The following is a 16,998-nucleotide window of genomic DNA, read 5'->3' as shown; positions in this document are numbered from 1 at the left end:
CGATAAAATAATTTTCTTTCTTTAAAACTTCATTTTTTGATAAAGAAATATAAAAAAAGGCCTCTTACGAGACCTTTATTTTATGGTTCTAAATCTAATTAAACGCTTAACATACTATTTAAAGTTTCAGAAACGTTTTTCGATTTCACTTTAGGCTGCAATGCTTGTAAAGCCTGTTGCACTTGAGTACGTTGCGGCTCAGCAAGTGTGTACCAACGTGACAATACCTGTAACAGACGTGAACCTAAAATTGGGTTCTTTTCATCTAGATATTGTGCAAGGTTAATAAAGTGAGCTACACCAAATCCCCAAGTGTTTTCAGGGTTATTTGACAGCCCTCCACTCACCGCACGAATACGGTTTGGCGTTGTTAAATCATAGTCAGGATGTTGAGTCAGGTACTCGATTGTTTCTGCTGTCGCATTTGGGTTTGCTGCCTGAATCATGAACCATTGATCTAAAGATAAAGCTTCATCTTTAAAGCGGTCATAGAAATCAGCAAGTGCATCTTGAGCTTGAGGTGCATTTTGCCAAACCAATACACGTAATGCCCCTAAGCGTTCAGACATATTACCTGTATTTTGATATTGCACGTGTGCAAGTTCAAATGCAGTTTGATCGCCCTGACGAGCCATCATCATCAGCATGATGTTCTTTAACGCACGCACACCCATTGCCAAAGAAAACTCTTTTTGCAAGTCTGGGTCAAGCGTAAGGTAAGTATCTTTCCAGAATGAACCTAACTCTTGTGCCAAACGATTCAGTAAGGCTTCACGTTTTACATGAATATCGGATGGTGCATAGTTCTGATCGATACGACTACCTAAATAACCTTCACTTGGTACATCAAACAAACGCGATGCTAAAAGCGGGTCACGGCCAACTAGCTCAGGTAAAGTGCTTTGAATAGCTTGAATGTAAGCATCAGCTGAATGGTCTTCTAGCAAAATACGCTCAAGCAAGGTTTGCGTTGCTTGCCATTGGTTAAAGCCATTCGTTTCGTGCTGAATTAAGAAAGCTAATTCTTCATCGGTATAATCAAATACAAGATTTACAGGAGCTGAGAAATTACGAAGTAGCGACACCACTGGTTGCTCAGTCACGCCAGTAAATTCAATGCTTGCCTCATCTTGATCAAACAGGTACACGCCATCTTTAACATCGTTTACAAATAGGCTGTCACTGTGCAATGTGTATTGCTCGCCTGTTTTAGCATTAAATAGCGCTAAAGCCACAGGAATCGGAACAGCTTTTAAATTTGGGTATTTAGGATGTGCTTTTAGGCTTTGTTTAAAGCTTAAACGGTAAGTTTGTGCTGCTGCATCATATTCACCTTTTGCTTCAAGCTTTGGTGTACCTGGTTGGTTATACCAAGTTAAGAATGCAGATAAATCTACACCAGAACCCGCAGTTAAAGCAGCAACCCAATCTTCTACAGTTACAGCCTGCCCATCATGACGGCGGAAATATTCGTCGGTTCCTTGACGGTATTTTTCTTTACCGAGTAAGGTCGACATCATGCGGTTAATTTCTGCACCTTTTTCATAAACAGTTGCCGTATAGAAGTTATTAATTTCTACGAAGTGGTCTGGACGTGGCGGATGCGACAATGGACCTGCATCTTCAGGGAACTGATGAGATTTAAGCACAGCGACATCATCAATACGTTGAACCGCAGCAGATTGTAAATCTTCAGAGAAAGATTGATCACGGAATACCGTTAAGCCTTCTTTTAAGCAAAGTTGGAACCAGTCACGGCAAGTAATACGGTTCCCTGTCCAGTTATGGAAATATTCATGGGCAATCACAGACTGGACACGCATAATCGCTGCGTCGGTTGTATATTCTTCGTCGGCAAGTACACATGACGTGTTAAAGATATTTAAACCTTTATTTTCCATTGCACCCATGTTGAATTGGCTTACCGCAACAATCATATAGTTGTCGAGGTCATAGGCACGGCCATAGTGTTCTTCATCCCAACGCATTGAATGCTTTAATGCTTCCATCGCGATATGGCATTTTGGAATATCTTTCTCAATCGCATAGATTTCTAAAGCAACATCGCGCCCTTCAGAGGTCGTATAGCGATCTTTAAGTACAGCTAAATCACCAATGACACAAGCAAACAAATAGCTTGGTTTTTTAGTCGGGTCTTGCCAGATGGCAAAGTGGCGGTTTTCGCCAACTTCACCTGTTTCTAGCAAATTACCATTGGCAAGTAACACTGGATATTTTTTGTCTGCTTCTACACGTGTAGTAAAGACTGAAAGTACGTCTGGACGGTCTGGATAGAACGTAATTTTGCGGAAACCTTCAGGTTCGTTTTGGGTTACAAACAACTCATCAGCTTTATATAAACCTTCTAATTGAGTATTGGTTTCCGGATGAATAATGACCTGTGTTTGTAAAATGACTTCAGCTGGTGCGTTAGTGATCACCAATTGCTCACTATCGAGTAAATATTGTGCAGAAGTAAGAGTTTGTCCATTTAACTGAACAGATTGCAACTCAAGATCACGACCAAGTAAAACCAGATCGCCCTCAGTTTGGCGCTTCATCACCAACGTTGAATCAACAATTGTTTTATCATCATATACTTGAATATCAAGATTAATTGATTCAACTAAAAACGCAGGTTTTTGATAATCTTTTAAATAAACTGTTTGATCTGCCTGAACTGGAGGCTGCGCCGCAATATTCATCTTTATTCCTTATATACTCGTCTAAAACGGCAGTATGAGTCGCCATGAAATATCATACGCCAAGTCATACATACTGTATTTGCTTACCTTTATAAAATTAATGGGACTTCATTGATACATTTCAAATTAGAATCTGGTTTTATTAGCACAGATTAGACCAAATTTACGATAATCGTTGTTTATATAAGCAATCTATACAATAAAAATAAAACACCTTTAGCTTTTAACATTTTTTAGAGTCAGCTTACATTTTGGGCATGGTTCTTGCCTATTTAAATAGGCCAATATGGGTATTTCAATAAGAGCAAGAGGTGTCAATATGGAATTAAAAGCACATTTTCATCGTTTAGAAAATATTAAAGCGATTCATGATTTACACGCAGCTGGACTCGATCACCATGTGATTGCGGTGTTCTTAACTGCGGAAGGCATTTCTATGACGACTCAGGAGGTTAGCTCCATTGTGAATACTTACGATGCACTAGGCAAAGTAAAATTACCAAGTAAAAAAGTACAGGCACTTATTAATGCCAAAAAACTTGGACAGAATGATGAGAACTTGCCGTGCCCTGTTTAATCAACAATTTAACTCGAGATAAAGACCTAAAATTCTCACATAGATTTTAGGTCTTTTTATTTTAACAACAAACGGAACTCGCAATCTCAGCCATATACAGTACGGCTGTGTATAATAGCCCCCATCATTTTTTATTTTATGTTCGGAGCAAAATGGCCTTACAAATTCTACAGAAACAACTGGATGAAAGTAGCCATTGTCCTCTCTGCCAAGCTTCAATGTACTGGGTAGATGCCGAGCAATTTGAACAAGACATTCAATTTCATGAATGCAGTCATTGTCAGCACCGCATATTTAAAGATGAAAAAATGACTTGCCACTGTGAGACATGCACAAAACAACGGAAAAAGCTTTTACAGCAAACACGCTTACAAGAACAACGCCAATTTAAATCAAAAGAACAACCACAACGCAGTCTGGAACAGCTCAGTTTTTTGCATAAGCTTTTCTTGCTGAGTCTTTTAGATGAATATGCACGTGAAGAAATCACTCATGATGAATATATTCATTGGGACAAAATCAAATATCATCACATCACTCCTAACTGGATGTTTCAGAGCTATTTAATTAAACAGCTACATAAAGATGGCATTTTGAATGCAAATGATCAAACTGAAGATCCACAGTGTTTTTATTTAAATATTCGTTTAGATGGCTACAGCGATCCAAGTTTATTTAGTGTGGCTCAGCAACTACGTAATTGGTTTTATGAAAATTTAAGTTACGGCGTTCCCTTTCGTAGTGCAGATGAAGTTAAAGATGTACTTTTTCAGGTGCTCTATCAAGAAATTATTCAGTTCATGCAATTTTATTGTCGAACTTGGGGCATCCAGATTGCTGGGAATTCAAATTTCCAAAGCTTTTGCTACCGCTTAATGGAATCATTGGCGATTGGACAGATCTATTATCTAATTCAGACGGCACTCGAATACCTTTATAAACAAAAAGCATTGCAGCCTCGCAATGATAAATTTATTAACACCAATTTATTAAAGAAAACATTAGAGCAATATCGTGAGAGAGCCTTAACTGAAAAGTGGGAAACCTCCAGGCTGCCTCGTCCTCATAATATTCCCTATAGTAAAATGAGTTATATTTTGCTTAACCGTTTCTTAGGTTATGACGAACAGATATTTGTACAACCTGTATGGAAAGCATGGCGCAAAATTGAACCACGTTTAAACTTTTATTCTGTCAAACGTTGTATGCATTGTGGTTCAAATGATTTAACCGTTGATTATGATGCGGCAGATTATGTTTCTTTGATTTGCCAAAAATGTAAGCATCAAGATCACTATTTTACCCACTAAATCTATATCACTTTAGCTTATTAGGGATAATAATATGACATCGACATCTAGTTTGATTGAACAGGTCATTGAAGCTTGGCAAAGCATGCAGGCAAAAACGCCTCTTGTGCAATGTATTACCAATAGCGTTGCGGCTAACTATACAGCCAATGTATTACTTGCTTCTGGTGCTTCCCCTGCGATGATTGATAATCCTTATGAAGCAGAAAGTTTTACCAAAATTTCATCGGCTTTAAGCATTAATTTGGGGACACCTACTTCAGAGCAAATGCAAGCCATGCAAATCTCTGCAAAAACAGCACAGCTTAATAACATTCCATGGGTGCTTGATCCGGTGGGCTATGGGCCAGTTTTAGCTTGGCGCAGTCAAATGACAGATGAGCTTTTACAGTTTAAGCCGAGTGTTATTCGTGGTAATGCTTCAGAAATCAGTACGCTTGCAGGTAATCAAGTTCAATCTAAAGGTGTTGATAGTACGCTAAGCAGTGATGATGCCTATCGACAAGCTTACGCGCTATTAGTACATACCGACTGTATCGCAATTTCAGGTGAGTCAGATTACATTTTATCTAAAGAACTAGATGTCGTTATCCAAGTGAACGGTGGTAGTCCGTTACAGCCTAAAATTACGGCAACGGGTTGTGCTTTGGGCGCATTAATCGCTGCATATAGTGCGGTAACGACTCCAACCATTGCAGCGCTTTCAGCCCATGTGCATTTTGCAATTGCAGGTAAACTTGCTGCGAATCAAGCACAAACTATGGGAAGCTTTAGTAACATCTTTATGGATTATATCCATATGTTAGATGCCAACCTGATTGAGCAATATGCAAATATAAAGCTATTAGGTTTAAAGGCATAACCGCAAGTTATGCCTTTATCAAACTACTCTTATTTTAAAAGTAAGTAGATATCTGTAATAAGATCACATTCTTTCACATCATGCACAAAGTTATGATAGTGAAAGAAAACAGGATATTCCCCTGCTTCTTCCGGTTGCTCAGGTAACCAGTTTCTAAAGATGTAATAAACACTATCTTTAATCTGGTCGTGGCTACCCAAATGTCTTACGGTCGCATAACGACCCGCAGGAATTTCCCCTGTTTGTACGCCGTAACGATTTTCGGGTACAGCCTTTTCAATTGAACCAGCAATATCAAATCGAAACTCGTCAGACGGAGTCTGCTCAGGGTCAGCAAACGGAATACCATAAGTTCTAGACTTGGTCACAGGCGACAAACCTGTTTCTTTACGCCAAGCAATAAAACGTGCAGCGGTTTCAAAGACTTTATCTGGACTGCCTAAATGCGATAGATAGGCAATCTTTTCAGCAGGACGCTCAACAATATTTACATTCATTTTTAGCTCACTTTTTGGAAGTGTAAAAACAAACTTCTGGTGCCAAGATTCCCAGTCCGGTTTATCTCTAAAAGCCCGAGGAGTTTGATCAAATGAACGCTTAAATGCACGAGTAAATGCCTCGGGACTATCAAACCCTGCTTGCAATGCAATCTCAATAATTTTGAGATCTGGTTCAAAAGCCAATTGAAAAGAGGCCCGCTTTAAACGAGAAAGTTGAATAAACTTCATCACATTTAAACCAATATGAATGGCAAAAATACGATGAAAATGAAACTTAGATAAGGCCGCAATCTGGCTCAATCGGTCAACATCTAAATCTTCATCTAAATGTCTTTGAATATAATCGCAAACCAGTTGCAGCTTTTGTATATATACAGCCATACATTTATGTCTGTTCATTCGATAGCACTACTTTTACATAGTGCTGATCTCTATTCTTGATCGAAATTGCGCTTTTTAGTGTTATACAACTTGCTTGAAATAATCTTCTCTTGGCATATCGACAAGCTCAACGCACAATTGAATTTCTTTATTAAACTCTTGCTGTAGATAATTTTTATTGCTGAGCGCCGTTAATAGCTGGTCACCCATTAGCTGTTTTTGTTCGTCAGTTCTTCCCGACAAAATATAAACTTTTACATGAATATAAGCTTGATCAACCCCTAAGCCAATGAGGAAAACCTCGTCTTTACGCGCACGGCTTTTAATGTCTTCTGGACTAAATAGCTCTGTCTCAATCAGTGTGGTATTAATTTCTTCAAGTAATTGTTTTGCGTTTAATCCAGTTAAGTTTTCTGAATAATCAACTACAACGTGCGGCATAGCCACCTCAATTTATGTAATAAGTAATTAAGCCAATTAAACTTTACTCAATAAATAATAAAGCTAATCGAACCTGATCATATCCCATTCGAGGACTGGTTGCTTCAACAATTGGTCTTAGTTTGATCGAACCATCATCAGAAAAATGATCTGGATTTTGACGTTTTTTCAGCTTCTTATAAATTTTACGAATTTCTTCGACCACTTCTTCACCTGGATGAGCAACTGAAATATCCAGCTTTTGTTCTTTATGAAGTCGAGCCAAATGATTAATGATGGTTGCTGGTGTCAGACCACGCTCATGCGCGATGTCTTCAATTTCATAGCCTTCTTCAAACAACGCACGTGTCTCGTCTAGCGTTGCCGTAGCATAATTTTGCTTTCCACCTTTTGCGAGTTTCTTCTCATTACGAGAAATCTCAGTTTCATTTAAGGTACCGCCACAGTGACGAATAAAGGCTTTGTGCTGAGCAGTTAAATCTACATCTGCAAAGTTGTCTTCAGCTTCTTTAGAAAGCTCTTGGAAACGACGATCAGCTTTGACAGCTAAACTGTCTAACTCTAAAGCTTGCTCGTTAATCCCTAATAACTTTAAGCCTGTTAAAGATTTTAAACGCGACAATGCTACATAACCCTGACCTTTTTCGAAGGTATTCGTGAGGTTAATTTCAGCAGCTTCTAAAGTCATGCCTTGGCTTTTATGAATGGTAATTGCCCACGCTAAACGAAGCGGAATTTGTTGAAAACTGGCAATCACTTTGCCCGCTTCGTTTTCGACTGACCATGTTTCAGGGGCAACTAGTAAAGTGGTGCCATCAGTTAGTTTTACCTTTGGCAGTAACCCGTTTTCATCATCTTCTTCAAAGCCAATAACTTCACCTAAACTCCCATTGATATATCCCATATCAAAGTTGTTTTTTACAAACATGACTTTTGCATGCTTCTTTAAGGTGAGTTCTTCTGGTGCGCGTACCGAAGATTTTAAAGTTTCTACCAGTTTTTCATTACCGTCTAAAACTGCATTAAATTGATGCCCTTCATTATCAATTTCATTTAAGTGCTGATAATTGATATTGTCGACATCCATATTGTGCGTATAAAGACGAGTAAAGGTCTCACCAATATCATGCGAGCGTGATTGACGTAATGCGTGTAAATGATCTGATTGAATATTCTGCGCACGAATGGCATTTAAAATCTGATTAAGAATTTCATCATCTTGACGGTGTTGTTCTGTTAAATAACATACGCGGAATTTGGCTTCGACCCATGCATCAGACATAAAACAGAACTTGTCACGGTTGGCTTCACTATTACGCCCAACGGGTGGTAACTGGAAGAAATCTCCAGCAACAATGACTTGAATACCGCCAAAAGCTTCATCACTTTCTTTAAAATATTTTAAAACCTGATTGACCAGATTAAGCTGCTTAGCATGGAGCATCGAGATTTCATCGATGACGAGAACTTGCGCATTTTCAAGGTGTTCCTTGAGATATTTACGCTCTTTCATACGTTTTAGGTCATCGTCAGTCAACTGATCTTTAATACCGATGCCCGCCCATGTATGAATGGTCATGCCGTTCATATGTGTTGCAGCAATACCTGTAGATGCCGTAATTGCCACAGGCACTTTACGTGCTTTTAGGTATTGGATGTACTGATTAAGTGTATAGGTTTTCCCTGCACCAGCCGAACCGGTTAAAAAGACATTTTCACCTGCTTTAAGCAGTTTAAGCGCAGTTTCCTGTTTCATAATCTCATAAGTACATCTTCAACAGCCCATAGCTTAACGACTTTCCCGAAAAAATTAAATGAATGCGCCAGAATTTCTGTAAAATCATTATAAATCAATAACTAATAATAAAATAATATTTGGTAGGTTTTTGGTAGGTAGGAAAATAATCTTCACATCACAATACTAAGCCCATGGTGAGGCTCACCTGTAATAACAAACAATGGATTTATGGAAGAAGGAATCACTCCATGGCTTTTAAAAATATTGCAGATCAAACAAACGGTTTTTATATTCCATGCGTATCACTCTTTGGACCAGGATGTGCCAAAGAAATTGGTACAAAGGCACAAAACCTCGGCGCAAAAAAAGCATTAATTGTGACCGATGAAGGCTTATTTAAATTTGGTGTCGCAGATCTTATCGCAAACTATTTAACTGAAGCAGGCGTTGCGAGCCATATTTTTCCGGGTGCAGAACCTAACCCAACCGATATTAATGTTCATAACGGTGTAAATGCCTATAACGAAAATGGCTGTGACTTTATTGTCTCTCTAGGTGGCGGATCATCTCATGACTGTGCAAAAGGGATTGGTTTAGTCACTGCTGGTGGTGGTCATATTCGTGACTACGAAGGTATTGATAAAAGCAAAGTGCCAATGACACCACTGATTGCAGTGAACACAACTGCTGGTACTGCATCTGAAATGACCCGTTTTTGTATTATTACCAATACAGACACTCATGTAAAAATGGCGATTGTCGACTGGCGTTGTACCCCACTCATTGCCATTGATGACCCGAAACTCATGATCGCAAAACCGGCTGGTTTAACAGCGGCAACAGGTATGGATGCGTTAACTCATGCGGTTGAAGCTTATGTTTCTACGGCGGCCAACCCAATTACCGATGCGTGTGCAGAAAAAGCGATTACGATGATTAGCCAGTGGCTCCAACCTGCTGTCGCAAATGGTGAAAACATCGAAGCACGTGATGCGATGAGCTATGCACAGTACTTAGCGGGCATGGCATTTAACAACGCATCTTTAGGTTATGTCCACGCAATGGCTCATCAGTTGGGCGGTTTTTACAACCTACCTCACGGCGTATGTAATGCAATCTTGTTACCACACGTGTGTGAGTTTAACTTAATTGCTTGCCCAGATCGTTACGCAAAAATCGCGGAATTAATGGGTGTGAGAACTCACGGGTTAACAGTTATGGAAGCTGCCTATGCTGCTATTGATGCCATTCGTAAACTGTCTTCATCGATTGGTATTCCATCAGGTTTAACAGAGCTAGGTGTAAAAACTGAAGACCTTGCAGTCATGGCAGATAATGCTCAAAAAGATGCGTGTATGCTCACTAACCCTCGTAAAGCAAACCATGCACAAGTTGTGGAGATTTTCAAAGCAGCACTTTAGTACTGATGTAATCGCATATCCCTCTAGTAAGTCAAATCCCTCCGACCGTTGACTTACTTTTTTCGGGAATACTTAGCTCCAGCGGTATTCCCTTTTTTTAGAAACTATATTCCAACCCTCTCTAAACCTGATTGACAATTCGCCCATTTCATTGAAGGATACTCAGCATGTCTTAATTACAATAGCTCGATAAAAATGAATACATCTTCAGCTAATCAAAATTATGTTCCAGATATTTTAGGTACTGGCTACGGACAGCTCACACTCAATTTTCCTAATGATTACGAAGGAAAAGTTGTAGCTACATTAGTGCGTAAAAAGGCTGCTCAATCGACTCAAAAAGCCGTGCTGTATATTCATGGTTTTTTAGATTATTTCTTTCAAACCCAAATGGCTGAGCAATTCAATGCTCATGGTTATGACTTCTATGCCTTAGATTTAAGAAAATACGGCCGTTCAAAGCTGCCTCATCAAATTTTCTATAATGTGCTTGATTTAAATGAATACGATGCTGAAATTACACAAGCATTAGAGATTATTGGCAAAGAACAGCACACCCAAGTCTTGCTTGCAGGGCATTCGACTGGCGGTTTAACAGCAACGCTTTATGCTGCCCATAACCCAAACCACCCTCTGATTAAAGCGCTATGGGCAAACAGCCCGTTTTATGACTTCAATTTAAGTCTAGTCGAAAAGAAATTTGGTATTCCAGTACTTAGTCGAGTAGGAAAATATCTGCCAAAAGTTAAATTCCCAAGTCAATTAAACAAGTGGTACACCGCGAGCCTTCACAAACAGCTCAAGGGCGAATGGGACTTTAATCTGGACTGGAAACCTACCTCTGCCCCTACGGTTCAACTCAGCTTTCTACATGCGATTCATACGGCACAAAAAGAAATACATCGCGGGGTTAAACTCAATGTTCCCGCACTAATTATGCATTCTCATCAGACTAAAAACCCTAAAAAATGGGGAACAGATGCGACTCAAAGCGATGTAATTTTAGACGTTAAAGACATTGAAAAATTTGGTAAAAAAATCAAAGGCGATGTGGCTGTTGTCTCTATTCACAATGGGTTGCATGATTTAGTCCTTTCGGCCCAGCCAGTACGAGAACAAGTCTATCAACAATTGTTTCAGTGGCTGGATCAAAAAATCACTTAACTGAGCTTAGGTGAGTCAAGGTATTTCATCAGCAATTGATGCGCAGGATGTTCGCTCGGTACTAACTCCATAAGACGTTCTACCGCATCAATTGCTTCAGGGAAATGAGCTAAGTGCTTAAGTAATAAATCTGTTTCTTGTGTTTTAAAAATTGCATCACTTAAACGTGATTCAAGACAGTCACGCCATGCACATAAAAATGGACTTTCCGTTTTTGCCAGAAACACGCCTGTGTAAAGCTGCAAAGCCGAGGCTGCATATCCTGCATCCAGTGCTTGTTCCGCTTGTAAAAAATCGGCTTCAACATGTACCAGCAAACGATATGGGCGTGAACCAAGTAAACCGCCCAAAATATCTCGTAGTTGAGACATTTCAGCTTTAAGCGTACCCATACTGACTTTACGTTCGCCATAGAGTGCCTGATAAAGATGCTCTAAAGTTAAACCATGAGGACATAACGCCAATATGGTTAAAATCTCAATTTGACGCGGTGTTAATAATAAACTTTTGCCATTAAATTTAACTTGCGGTGTCGAAAAAGCACGAATATGTAATTGCTGGCGCTGCTGCTCTAGCAAAGCAGACTGAATAATGGATGCACAACGTTCAGCTGCCAATATTCCTAAACTATTATGATTCTTCCATGTTGTTGATAAATCAACGACACCAAGGGTTTGTTTTGAGTATGGATCGATAATCGGTGCGGCATAGCACACCCATTCATGAATCGATTCCATGTAATGTTCATTTGAAAAAACACAGCTTGATTGTTGAGTTTTTAAAGATAAAGCCAAGGCATTTGTGCCCACAAATTCTTCACGCCACTGACCACCCTGCACAAAATGTACACGTTCAGCAGCACTTTGCATTTGAGGACTTGGTGCCGTCCAGATAATGGTACTACCGATATCACCGACAGCAATCACCATTGAAGATTGCTCTGCAATATGACGTAAATCGTCAGCACACTGACTTAAAGCCATATCTAAAGCATTTTGTGAAGCAGTTTTTTTCTCGACTAAAGGAGCCGCAAAACGCTCTTTAGGAATCGCAGCAGAAGCTGACCGTTCCCATGAGCTTGCAATACTTTGGCCGAGTTTGGCAGCATTCTGAGGAGAGAGACTATTTTGCGTGCGCAGTTCATCAATCAACGTTCGTTGCTGCAATAAATCCTTTTTTGTGAACATTTGTAAATTCCTTATATATCCACATTTCTATTCCAACCTTTCTCCAACCTTCTTCTTTATATCCTAATTATACAAAGTACGAAAGTACCTACTGACAGGGTTCTTGTTAGTCTTTAGTCCTAAAAAGCAAAGGAATATTTATATGCGCTATATCGATCCAAATCAACCAGGCTCAAAAGTTCAATTTAAATCACAATACGAAAATTTTATTGGCGGTGAATGGGTTGCACCTGTAAAGGGTGCGTATTTTGACAATGTATCTCCTGTTGACGGAAAAGCTTTTACACGTATTCCACGCTCTAGTGCCGAAGATATTGAGCTCGCTCTAGATGCAGCGCACAAAGCAAAAGCGACATGGAATAAAGCATCACCAACGGTACGCTCAAATATACTTTTAAAAATTGCTGATCGTTTAGAAGCAAATCTTGAAATGCTTGCTGTTGCAGAAACTTGGGATAACGGTAAAGCAGTCCGTGAAACTTTAGCAGCTGACCTTCCGCTTGCGATTGACCATTTCCGTTATTTCGCTGGATGTATTCGTGCTCAAGAAGGTGGTATCTCTGAAATTGATGAAGATACTATTGCCTATCATTTCCACGAACCACTCGGTGTAGTGGGCCAAATCATTCCGTGGAACTTCCCGATTTTGATGGCAGCATGGAAACTTGCACCTGCTTTAGCGGCTGGTAACTGTGTTGTGATTAAGCCAGCTGAGCAAACTCCAGTGGGTATTTTGTTGGTGGCTGAACTCATCCAAGATATTTTACCACCGGGTGTACTCAATATTGTCAATGGTTTCGGTTCAGAAGTCGGCCGTCCTTTAGCGACAAACCCACGTATTGCAAAAATCGCGTTCACAGGTTCAACTCAAACTGGACAAATGGTGATGCAATATGCGACTGAAAATATTATTCCAGTGACATTAGAACTTGGCGGTAAGTCACCAAACCTTTTCTTTGAAGATATCATGGATAAAGAAGATGACTTCTTAGAAAAAACGCTTGAAGGTTTTGCGATGTTTGCGTTAAACCAAGGTGAAGTATGTACTTGCCCTTCTCGTGCTTTAGTACAAGAAAGCATTGCTGATCAGTTCTTGGAAATGGCCGTCGAGCGTGTAAAACGTATTAAAACTGGTCATCCACTTGATACAGAAACGATGATTGGTGCTCAAGCATCGCTACAACAACAAGAGAAAATCTTACGTTGTATTAACACGGGTCGTGAAGAAGGTGCAGAACTCTTACTTGGTGGTAGCGGCCGTAAAGAAGTAGGCGATGGTTACTATGTCGATCCGACTATTTTTAAAGGTCACAATGGCATGCAAGTTTTCCAAGAAGAAATTTTTGGACCTGTACTTGCTGTAACAACGTTCAAAGACTTTGACGATGCAATTAAAATTGCCAATGACACCATGTATGGTTTAGGTGCAGGTGTATGGTCACGTTCAGCTCACATTTCTTATCGTGCTGGTCGTGCTATTGAAGCTGGCCGTGTTTGGACAAACTGCTACAACATCTACCCTGCACATGCTGCATTTGGTGGCTACAAGAAGTCTGGTATTGGCCGCGAAAACCATAAGATGATGCTAGATCATTATCAACAAACTAAAAACTTGTTGGTGAGTTATTCAACTAAACCAATGGGCTTCTTCTAAGTTTCGCACCAAGTTGATACCAAACTATCAACACTAGAAAGAAGTAAGATGACTAATTATATAAAAAGCCAGTAATTTAGATTGCTGGCTTCTTTATTTCCGATTCTTAAGCTTGAATTTTTATCATTTAGAATAAAAAAACTCCATCTACCCTCTTAAAGTGCTTCATTTAGGCATTGCTTTTGCATTGATTCATACAAACCCACTCGCAGGAGTATTGTATGAATCAACCAGAAACAGCTTCCGTCATTTCTTCAAGCACCGAAGTCTCATCAGCAGAATATTTTGCTCAGCGTCAACTTAAACAAGGTACGGTTGGTTGGTTACTCCTGATTGGTTTAGGCGTAGCTTATGTGATATCAGGTGATTTTGCTGGCTGGAACTTTGGTATTGCTCAAGGTGGTTGGGGTGGTATGTTTATTGCCACTGCACTCGCTGCAATCATGTATCTGTGCCTATGTCTTTCTATGTCAGAAATGTCCACCATGATGCCAACAGCAGGTGGCGGTTATAGTTTTGCACGTGCTGCCTTTGGCCCTTTTGGGGGCTATTTAACAGGAACAGCTATTTTAATTGAATACGCAATTGCTCCTGCGGCGATTGCCGTATTTATTGGCGGTTATTGCGAATCTCTATTTGGTATTAATGGCTGGATGATTTATCTCGCTTGCTACGCCATTTTTATGGGCATACATCTGAAAGGTGCCGGCGAAGCCTTAAAAATTATGTTCGCAATTACACTTGTCGCAGCTGTTGCTCTAGTTGTGTTTATTGTCGCAATGATTCCACATTTTAATACACAAAATTTGTTTGATATTCCCGTTGGCACAGCAGCTGGCGCAAGTCGTTTTCTACCTCATGGCTATTTAGGCATCTGGGCCGCTGTTCCTTTTGCAATCTGGTTTTTCCTTGCAGTTGAAGGTGTGCCATTAGCCGCCGAAGAAGCAAAAGATCCAGCAAAATCTCTCCCACGCGGTTTAATCGGTGCAATGCTTATATTAACGGCGTTTGCCATGCTCATTTTATTCTTGGGTGCGGGCGCAGCTGGTGCAAGTACTTTACAAAATTCTGGCGCTCCCCTTGTCGATGCTCTGGTTAAAGTTTATGGCTCCAATACTTGGCTTGCGACTTTTGTTAACTTTGTTGGTTTAGCAGGTTTAATCGCGAGTTTCTTTTCAATTATCTATGCCTATTCACGTCAAATTTTTGCACTCTCTCGTGCTGGTTACTTACCTACGTCACTCTCTTTAACCAATAAAAATAAAGCCCCTTATCTTGCAATTATTATTCCGGGCATTATTGGGTTCTTGCTTTCACTTACCAAAGAAGGTGATTCACTGATTTTAATCGCGGTTTTTGGTGCCACAATTTCCTATGTGTTGATTCTTTTATCCCACATCAAACTACGCCTATCTAAACCCGACATGCCTCGTCCTTATAAAACTCCTGGAGGAATCGTTACATCAAGCATTGCACTGGTTCTAGCAGTCGCTGCTGTGGTCGCAGGCTTTGTTGTTAATCCGAAAGTTTGGTTTATTGCTGCCGCTATTTATGTCGTATTTATTGCTTACTTTTTATTCTATAGCCGTTATCATTTAGTGAAAGGTACACCAGAAGAAGAGTTCGCAAATATTAAAGCCGCAGAACAAGAACTATAAAAAAGGATGCAACTATGAGTTATCGCAATATTGTCGCCAATCAACAGTATCATTTTGCTGACTTGAAGACCTTGATGGCGAAAGCAACGCCGTTACGTTCTGGCGATGAATTAGCAGGTGTAGCGGCCAGAGATGCAACCGAACATGTTGCGGCACAAATGACTTTGGCCGATGTACCGCTTAAAACCTTTTTGAATGAAGTTGTGGTCGATTATGAAACTGATGAAATTACACGACTAATTATTGATGAACATGATCTGGCAGCTTTTGCCCCTATTTCACACTTTACAGTAGGTGATTTTCGAAATTGGTTACTTGGAGAAGAAGCAACTGCTCAAAGTTTAAAAGCATTAGCATCAGGTTTAACTCCAGAAATGGTGGCTGCTGTCAGCAAGATTATGCGCAATCAAGATTTGATTTATGTCGCCAGCAAATGTGAAGTAGTCACCCAATTTCGTAACACGATTGGTTTAAAAGGCCATCTTTCTACCCGTTTACAACCAAACCACCCAACCGATAATGTGCTCGGTATTTCTGCCAGTATTTTAGATGGTTTGATGTATGGCAATGGCGATGCAGTGATTGGCATTAACCCCGCCACGGATAACCTTCATAATTTGTCAGAGCTACTAAAATTACTTGATCATGTCATTCAGGAATATCAGATTCCAACACAATCTTGTGTACTTACCCATATCAGCTCAGGCATTCAACTTGCTGAAAAAAATGTGCCAATTGATTTAATGTTTCAATCAATCGCTGGCACCCAACTGGCTAATGAAGGTTTTGGAATTTCACTCGATTTACTACAAGAAGGATATGAAGCCACACTCGCACTCAAACGCGGAACCATTGGTCAAAACGTAATGTACTTTGAAACGGGCCAAGGCAGTGCCTTATCCAGCAATGCACATCACGGCGTTGATCAGCAAACATTAGAAACGCGTGCTTATGCAGTAGCTCGTAAATACAATCCGCTTTTAGTGAATACAGTCGTTGGCTTTATTGGTCCCGAATATCTTTTTAACGGTAAACAAATTATACGTGCAGGACTAGAAGACCACTTCTGCGGCAAGTTACTCGGAGTACCAATGGGCTGCGACATTTGCTATACCAACCATGCGGATGCCGACCAAAATGATATGGATGTTCTCCTTACTCTATTTGGTGCCGCGGGCATTAACTTTATTATGGGAATTCCGGGTTCAGATGATGTCATGCTGAACTATCAAACGACCTCGTTCCATGATGCCCTCTATTTAAGACAACTCTTAGGTTTAAAACCCGCTCCTGAGTTTTCAGCTTGGCTTGAACAGCAAGGTATTTTTAAACAGCAAAACTCTCAAATTTGTTGGGCAGACCACATGCCTGACCAATTCTCTCGTCTGCTCATGAACTAG

General features: G+C 40.0%; 13 protein-coding genes. 8 read left to right on the top strand and 5 right to left on the bottom strand.

Going from position 1 to position 16,998, the window contains the following annotated elements; all coding sequences use genetic code 11:
• Window positions 1-98: 98 nt before the first annotated feature.
• Window positions 99-2,705, bottom strand: coding sequence for an aminopeptidase N (gene pepN, locus K6I41_RS06865; protein ID WP_250375476.1), 2,607 nt, complete (start codon window positions 2,703-2,705; stop codon window positions 99-101).
• Between the two features lie 319 nt (window positions 2,706-3,024).
• Here pepN and K6I41_RS06860 point away from each other — a divergent pair, with 319 nt between their 5' ends.
• The 3 genes from K6I41_RS06860 (at window position 3,025) to thiM (ending at window position 5,454) form a co-directional block, all read left to right on the top strand.
• Window positions 3,025-3,282, top strand: coding sequence for a hypothetical protein (locus tag K6I41_RS06860; RefSeq protein WP_013197392.1), 258 nt, complete (start codon window positions 3,025-3,027; stop codon window positions 3,280-3,282).
• 152 nt (window positions 3,283-3,434) lie between these two features.
• Window positions 3,435-4,592: a hypothetical protein gene (locus K6I41_RS06855; protein ID WP_250375475.1), complete on the top strand. Its 1,158-nt coding sequence runs from the start codon at window positions 3,435-3,437 to the stop codon at window positions 4,590-4,592.
• 34 nt (window positions 4,593-4,626) lie between these two features.
• A complete protein-coding gene (thiM, locus tag K6I41_RS06850) occupies window positions 4,627-5,454 on the top strand; it encodes a hydroxyethylthiazole kinase (RefSeq protein ID WP_250375474.1) in 828 nt (275 codons plus the stop codon).
• A gap of 29 nt (window positions 5,455-5,483) precedes the next feature.
• Here thiM and K6I41_RS06845 read toward each other — a convergent pair whose 3' ends face one another.
• The 3 genes from K6I41_RS06845 to K6I41_RS06835 form a co-directional block, all read right to left on the bottom strand.
• The gene (locus K6I41_RS06845) at window positions 5,484-6,335 is read right to left on the bottom strand and encodes an AraC family transcriptional regulator (RefSeq protein ID WP_250375761.1); all 852 of its coding nucleotides are present in this window, start codon (window positions 6,333-6,335) and stop codon (window positions 5,484-5,486) included.
• An 81-nt stretch (window positions 6,336-6,416) separates the two neighbouring features.
• Window positions 6,417-6,776, bottom strand: a complete 360-nt coding sequence (locus K6I41_RS06840; protein ID WP_250375473.1) for a 5-carboxymethyl-2-hydroxymuconate Delta-isomerase — start codon at window positions 6,774-6,776, stop codon at window positions 6,417-6,419.
• 43 nt (window positions 6,777-6,819) lie between these two features.
• Entirely contained in the window at window positions 6,820-8,532 is a 1,713-nt protein-coding gene (locus K6I41_RS06835; protein WP_107880918.1) for a DEAD/DEAH box helicase, read from the bottom strand.
• A gap of 230 nt (window positions 8,533-8,762) precedes the next feature.
• Here K6I41_RS06835 and mdh point away from each other — a divergent pair, with 230 nt between their 5' ends.
• Window positions 8,763-9,935: an iron-dependent methanol dehydrogenase gene (gene mdh, locus K6I41_RS06830; protein WP_004791599.1), complete on the top strand. Its 1,173-nt coding sequence runs from the start codon at window positions 8,763-8,765 to the stop codon at window positions 9,933-9,935.
• Between the two features lie 195 nt (window positions 9,936-10,130).
• Window positions 10,131-11,099 (top strand): alpha/beta hydrolase, encoded by a 969-nt coding sequence (locus K6I41_RS06825; protein ID WP_250375472.1) that lies wholly within the window; start codon window positions 10,131-10,133, stop codon window positions 11,097-11,099.
• Here the strand turns inward: K6I41_RS06825 and K6I41_RS06820 are convergent.
• Entirely contained in the window at window positions 11,096-12,286 is a 1,191-nt protein-coding gene (locus K6I41_RS06820) for a helix-turn-helix domain-containing protein (protein WP_250375471.1), read from the bottom strand. The genes K6I41_RS06825 and K6I41_RS06820 overlap by 4 nt on opposite strands.
• Window positions 12,287-12,428: 142 nt before the next feature.
• On the opposite strand from K6I41_RS06820, the gene exaC reads away from it, so the two are divergent.
• The 3 genes from exaC (at window position 12,429) to K6I41_RS06805 (ending at window position 16,998) form a co-directional block, all read left to right on the top strand.
• Complete coding sequence (gene exaC / locus K6I41_RS06815) at window positions 12,429-13,940, top strand: acetaldehyde dehydrogenase ExaC (protein WP_004791594.1); 1,512 nt, start codon at window positions 12,429-12,431, stop codon at window positions 13,938-13,940.
• A gap of 221 nt (window positions 13,941-14,161) precedes the next feature.
• Window positions 14,162-15,598: an ethanolamine permease gene (eat, locus tag K6I41_RS06810; RefSeq protein ID WP_250375470.1), complete on the top strand. Its 1,437-nt coding sequence runs from the start codon at window positions 14,162-14,164 to the stop codon at window positions 15,596-15,598.
• Window positions 15,599-15,612: 14 nt separating this feature from the next.
• A complete protein-coding gene (locus K6I41_RS06805; protein ID WP_250375469.1) occupies window positions 15,613-16,998 on the top strand; it encodes an ethanolamine ammonia-lyase subunit EutB in 1,386 nt (461 codons plus the stop codon).

This window comes from Acinetobacter sp. AS23 (genome assembly GCF_023612055.1).
Classification (GTDB): domain Bacteria; phylum Pseudomonadota; class Gammaproteobacteria; order Pseudomonadales; family Moraxellaceae; genus Acinetobacter; species Acinetobacter oleivorans.
This window is presented reverse-complemented; position numbering and strand designations above follow the sequence as displayed.

Bases quoted from the DNA above. Each gene is read 5' to 3' on its own strand.
- K6I41_RS06835 (WP_107880918.1), bottom strand. From the start codon at position 8,532: ATGAAACAGGAAACTGCGCTTAAACTGCTTAAAGCAGGTGAAAATGTC.
- K6I41_RS06855 (WP_250375475.1), top strand. From the start codon at position 3,435: ATGGCCTTACAAATTCTACAGAAACAACTGGATGAAAGTAGCCATTGT.
- exaC (WP_004791594.1), top strand. From the start codon at position 12,429: ATGCGCTATATCGATCCAAATCAACCAGGCTCAAAAGTTCAATTTAAA.
- pepN (WP_250375476.1), bottom strand. From the start codon at position 2,705: ATGAATATTGCGGCGCAGCCTCCAGTTCAGGCAGATCAAACAGTTTAT.
- thiM (WP_250375474.1), top strand. From the start codon at position 4,627: ATGACATCGACATCTAGTTTGATTGAACAGGTCATTGAAGCTTGGCAA.
- K6I41_RS06805 (WP_250375469.1), top strand. From the start codon at position 15,613: ATGAGTTATCGCAATATTGTCGCCAATCAACAGTATCATTTTGCTGAC.
- K6I41_RS06840 (WP_250375473.1), bottom strand. From the start codon at position 6,776: ATGCCGCACGTTGTAGTTGATTATTCAGAAAACTTAACTGGATTAAAC.
- K6I41_RS06825 (WP_250375472.1), top strand. From the start codon at position 10,131: ATGAATACATCTTCAGCTAATCAAAATTATGTTCCAGATATTTTAGGT.
- mdh (WP_004791599.1), top strand. From the start codon at position 8,763: ATGGCTTTTAAAAATATTGCAGATCAAACAAACGGTTTTTATATTCCA.
- K6I41_RS06820 (WP_250375471.1), bottom strand. From the start codon at position 12,286: ATGTTCACAAAAAAGGATTTATTGCAGCAACGAACGTTGATTGATGAA.
- K6I41_RS06860 (WP_013197392.1), top strand. From the start codon at position 3,025: ATGGAATTAAAAGCACATTTTCATCGTTTAGAAAATATTAAAGCGATT.
- eat (WP_250375470.1), top strand. From the start codon at position 14,162: ATGAATCAACCAGAAACAGCTTCCGTCATTTCTTCAAGCACCGAAGTC.
- K6I41_RS06845 (WP_250375761.1), bottom strand. From the start codon at position 6,335: ATGGCTGTATATATACAAAAGCTGCAACTGGTTTGCGATTATATTCAA.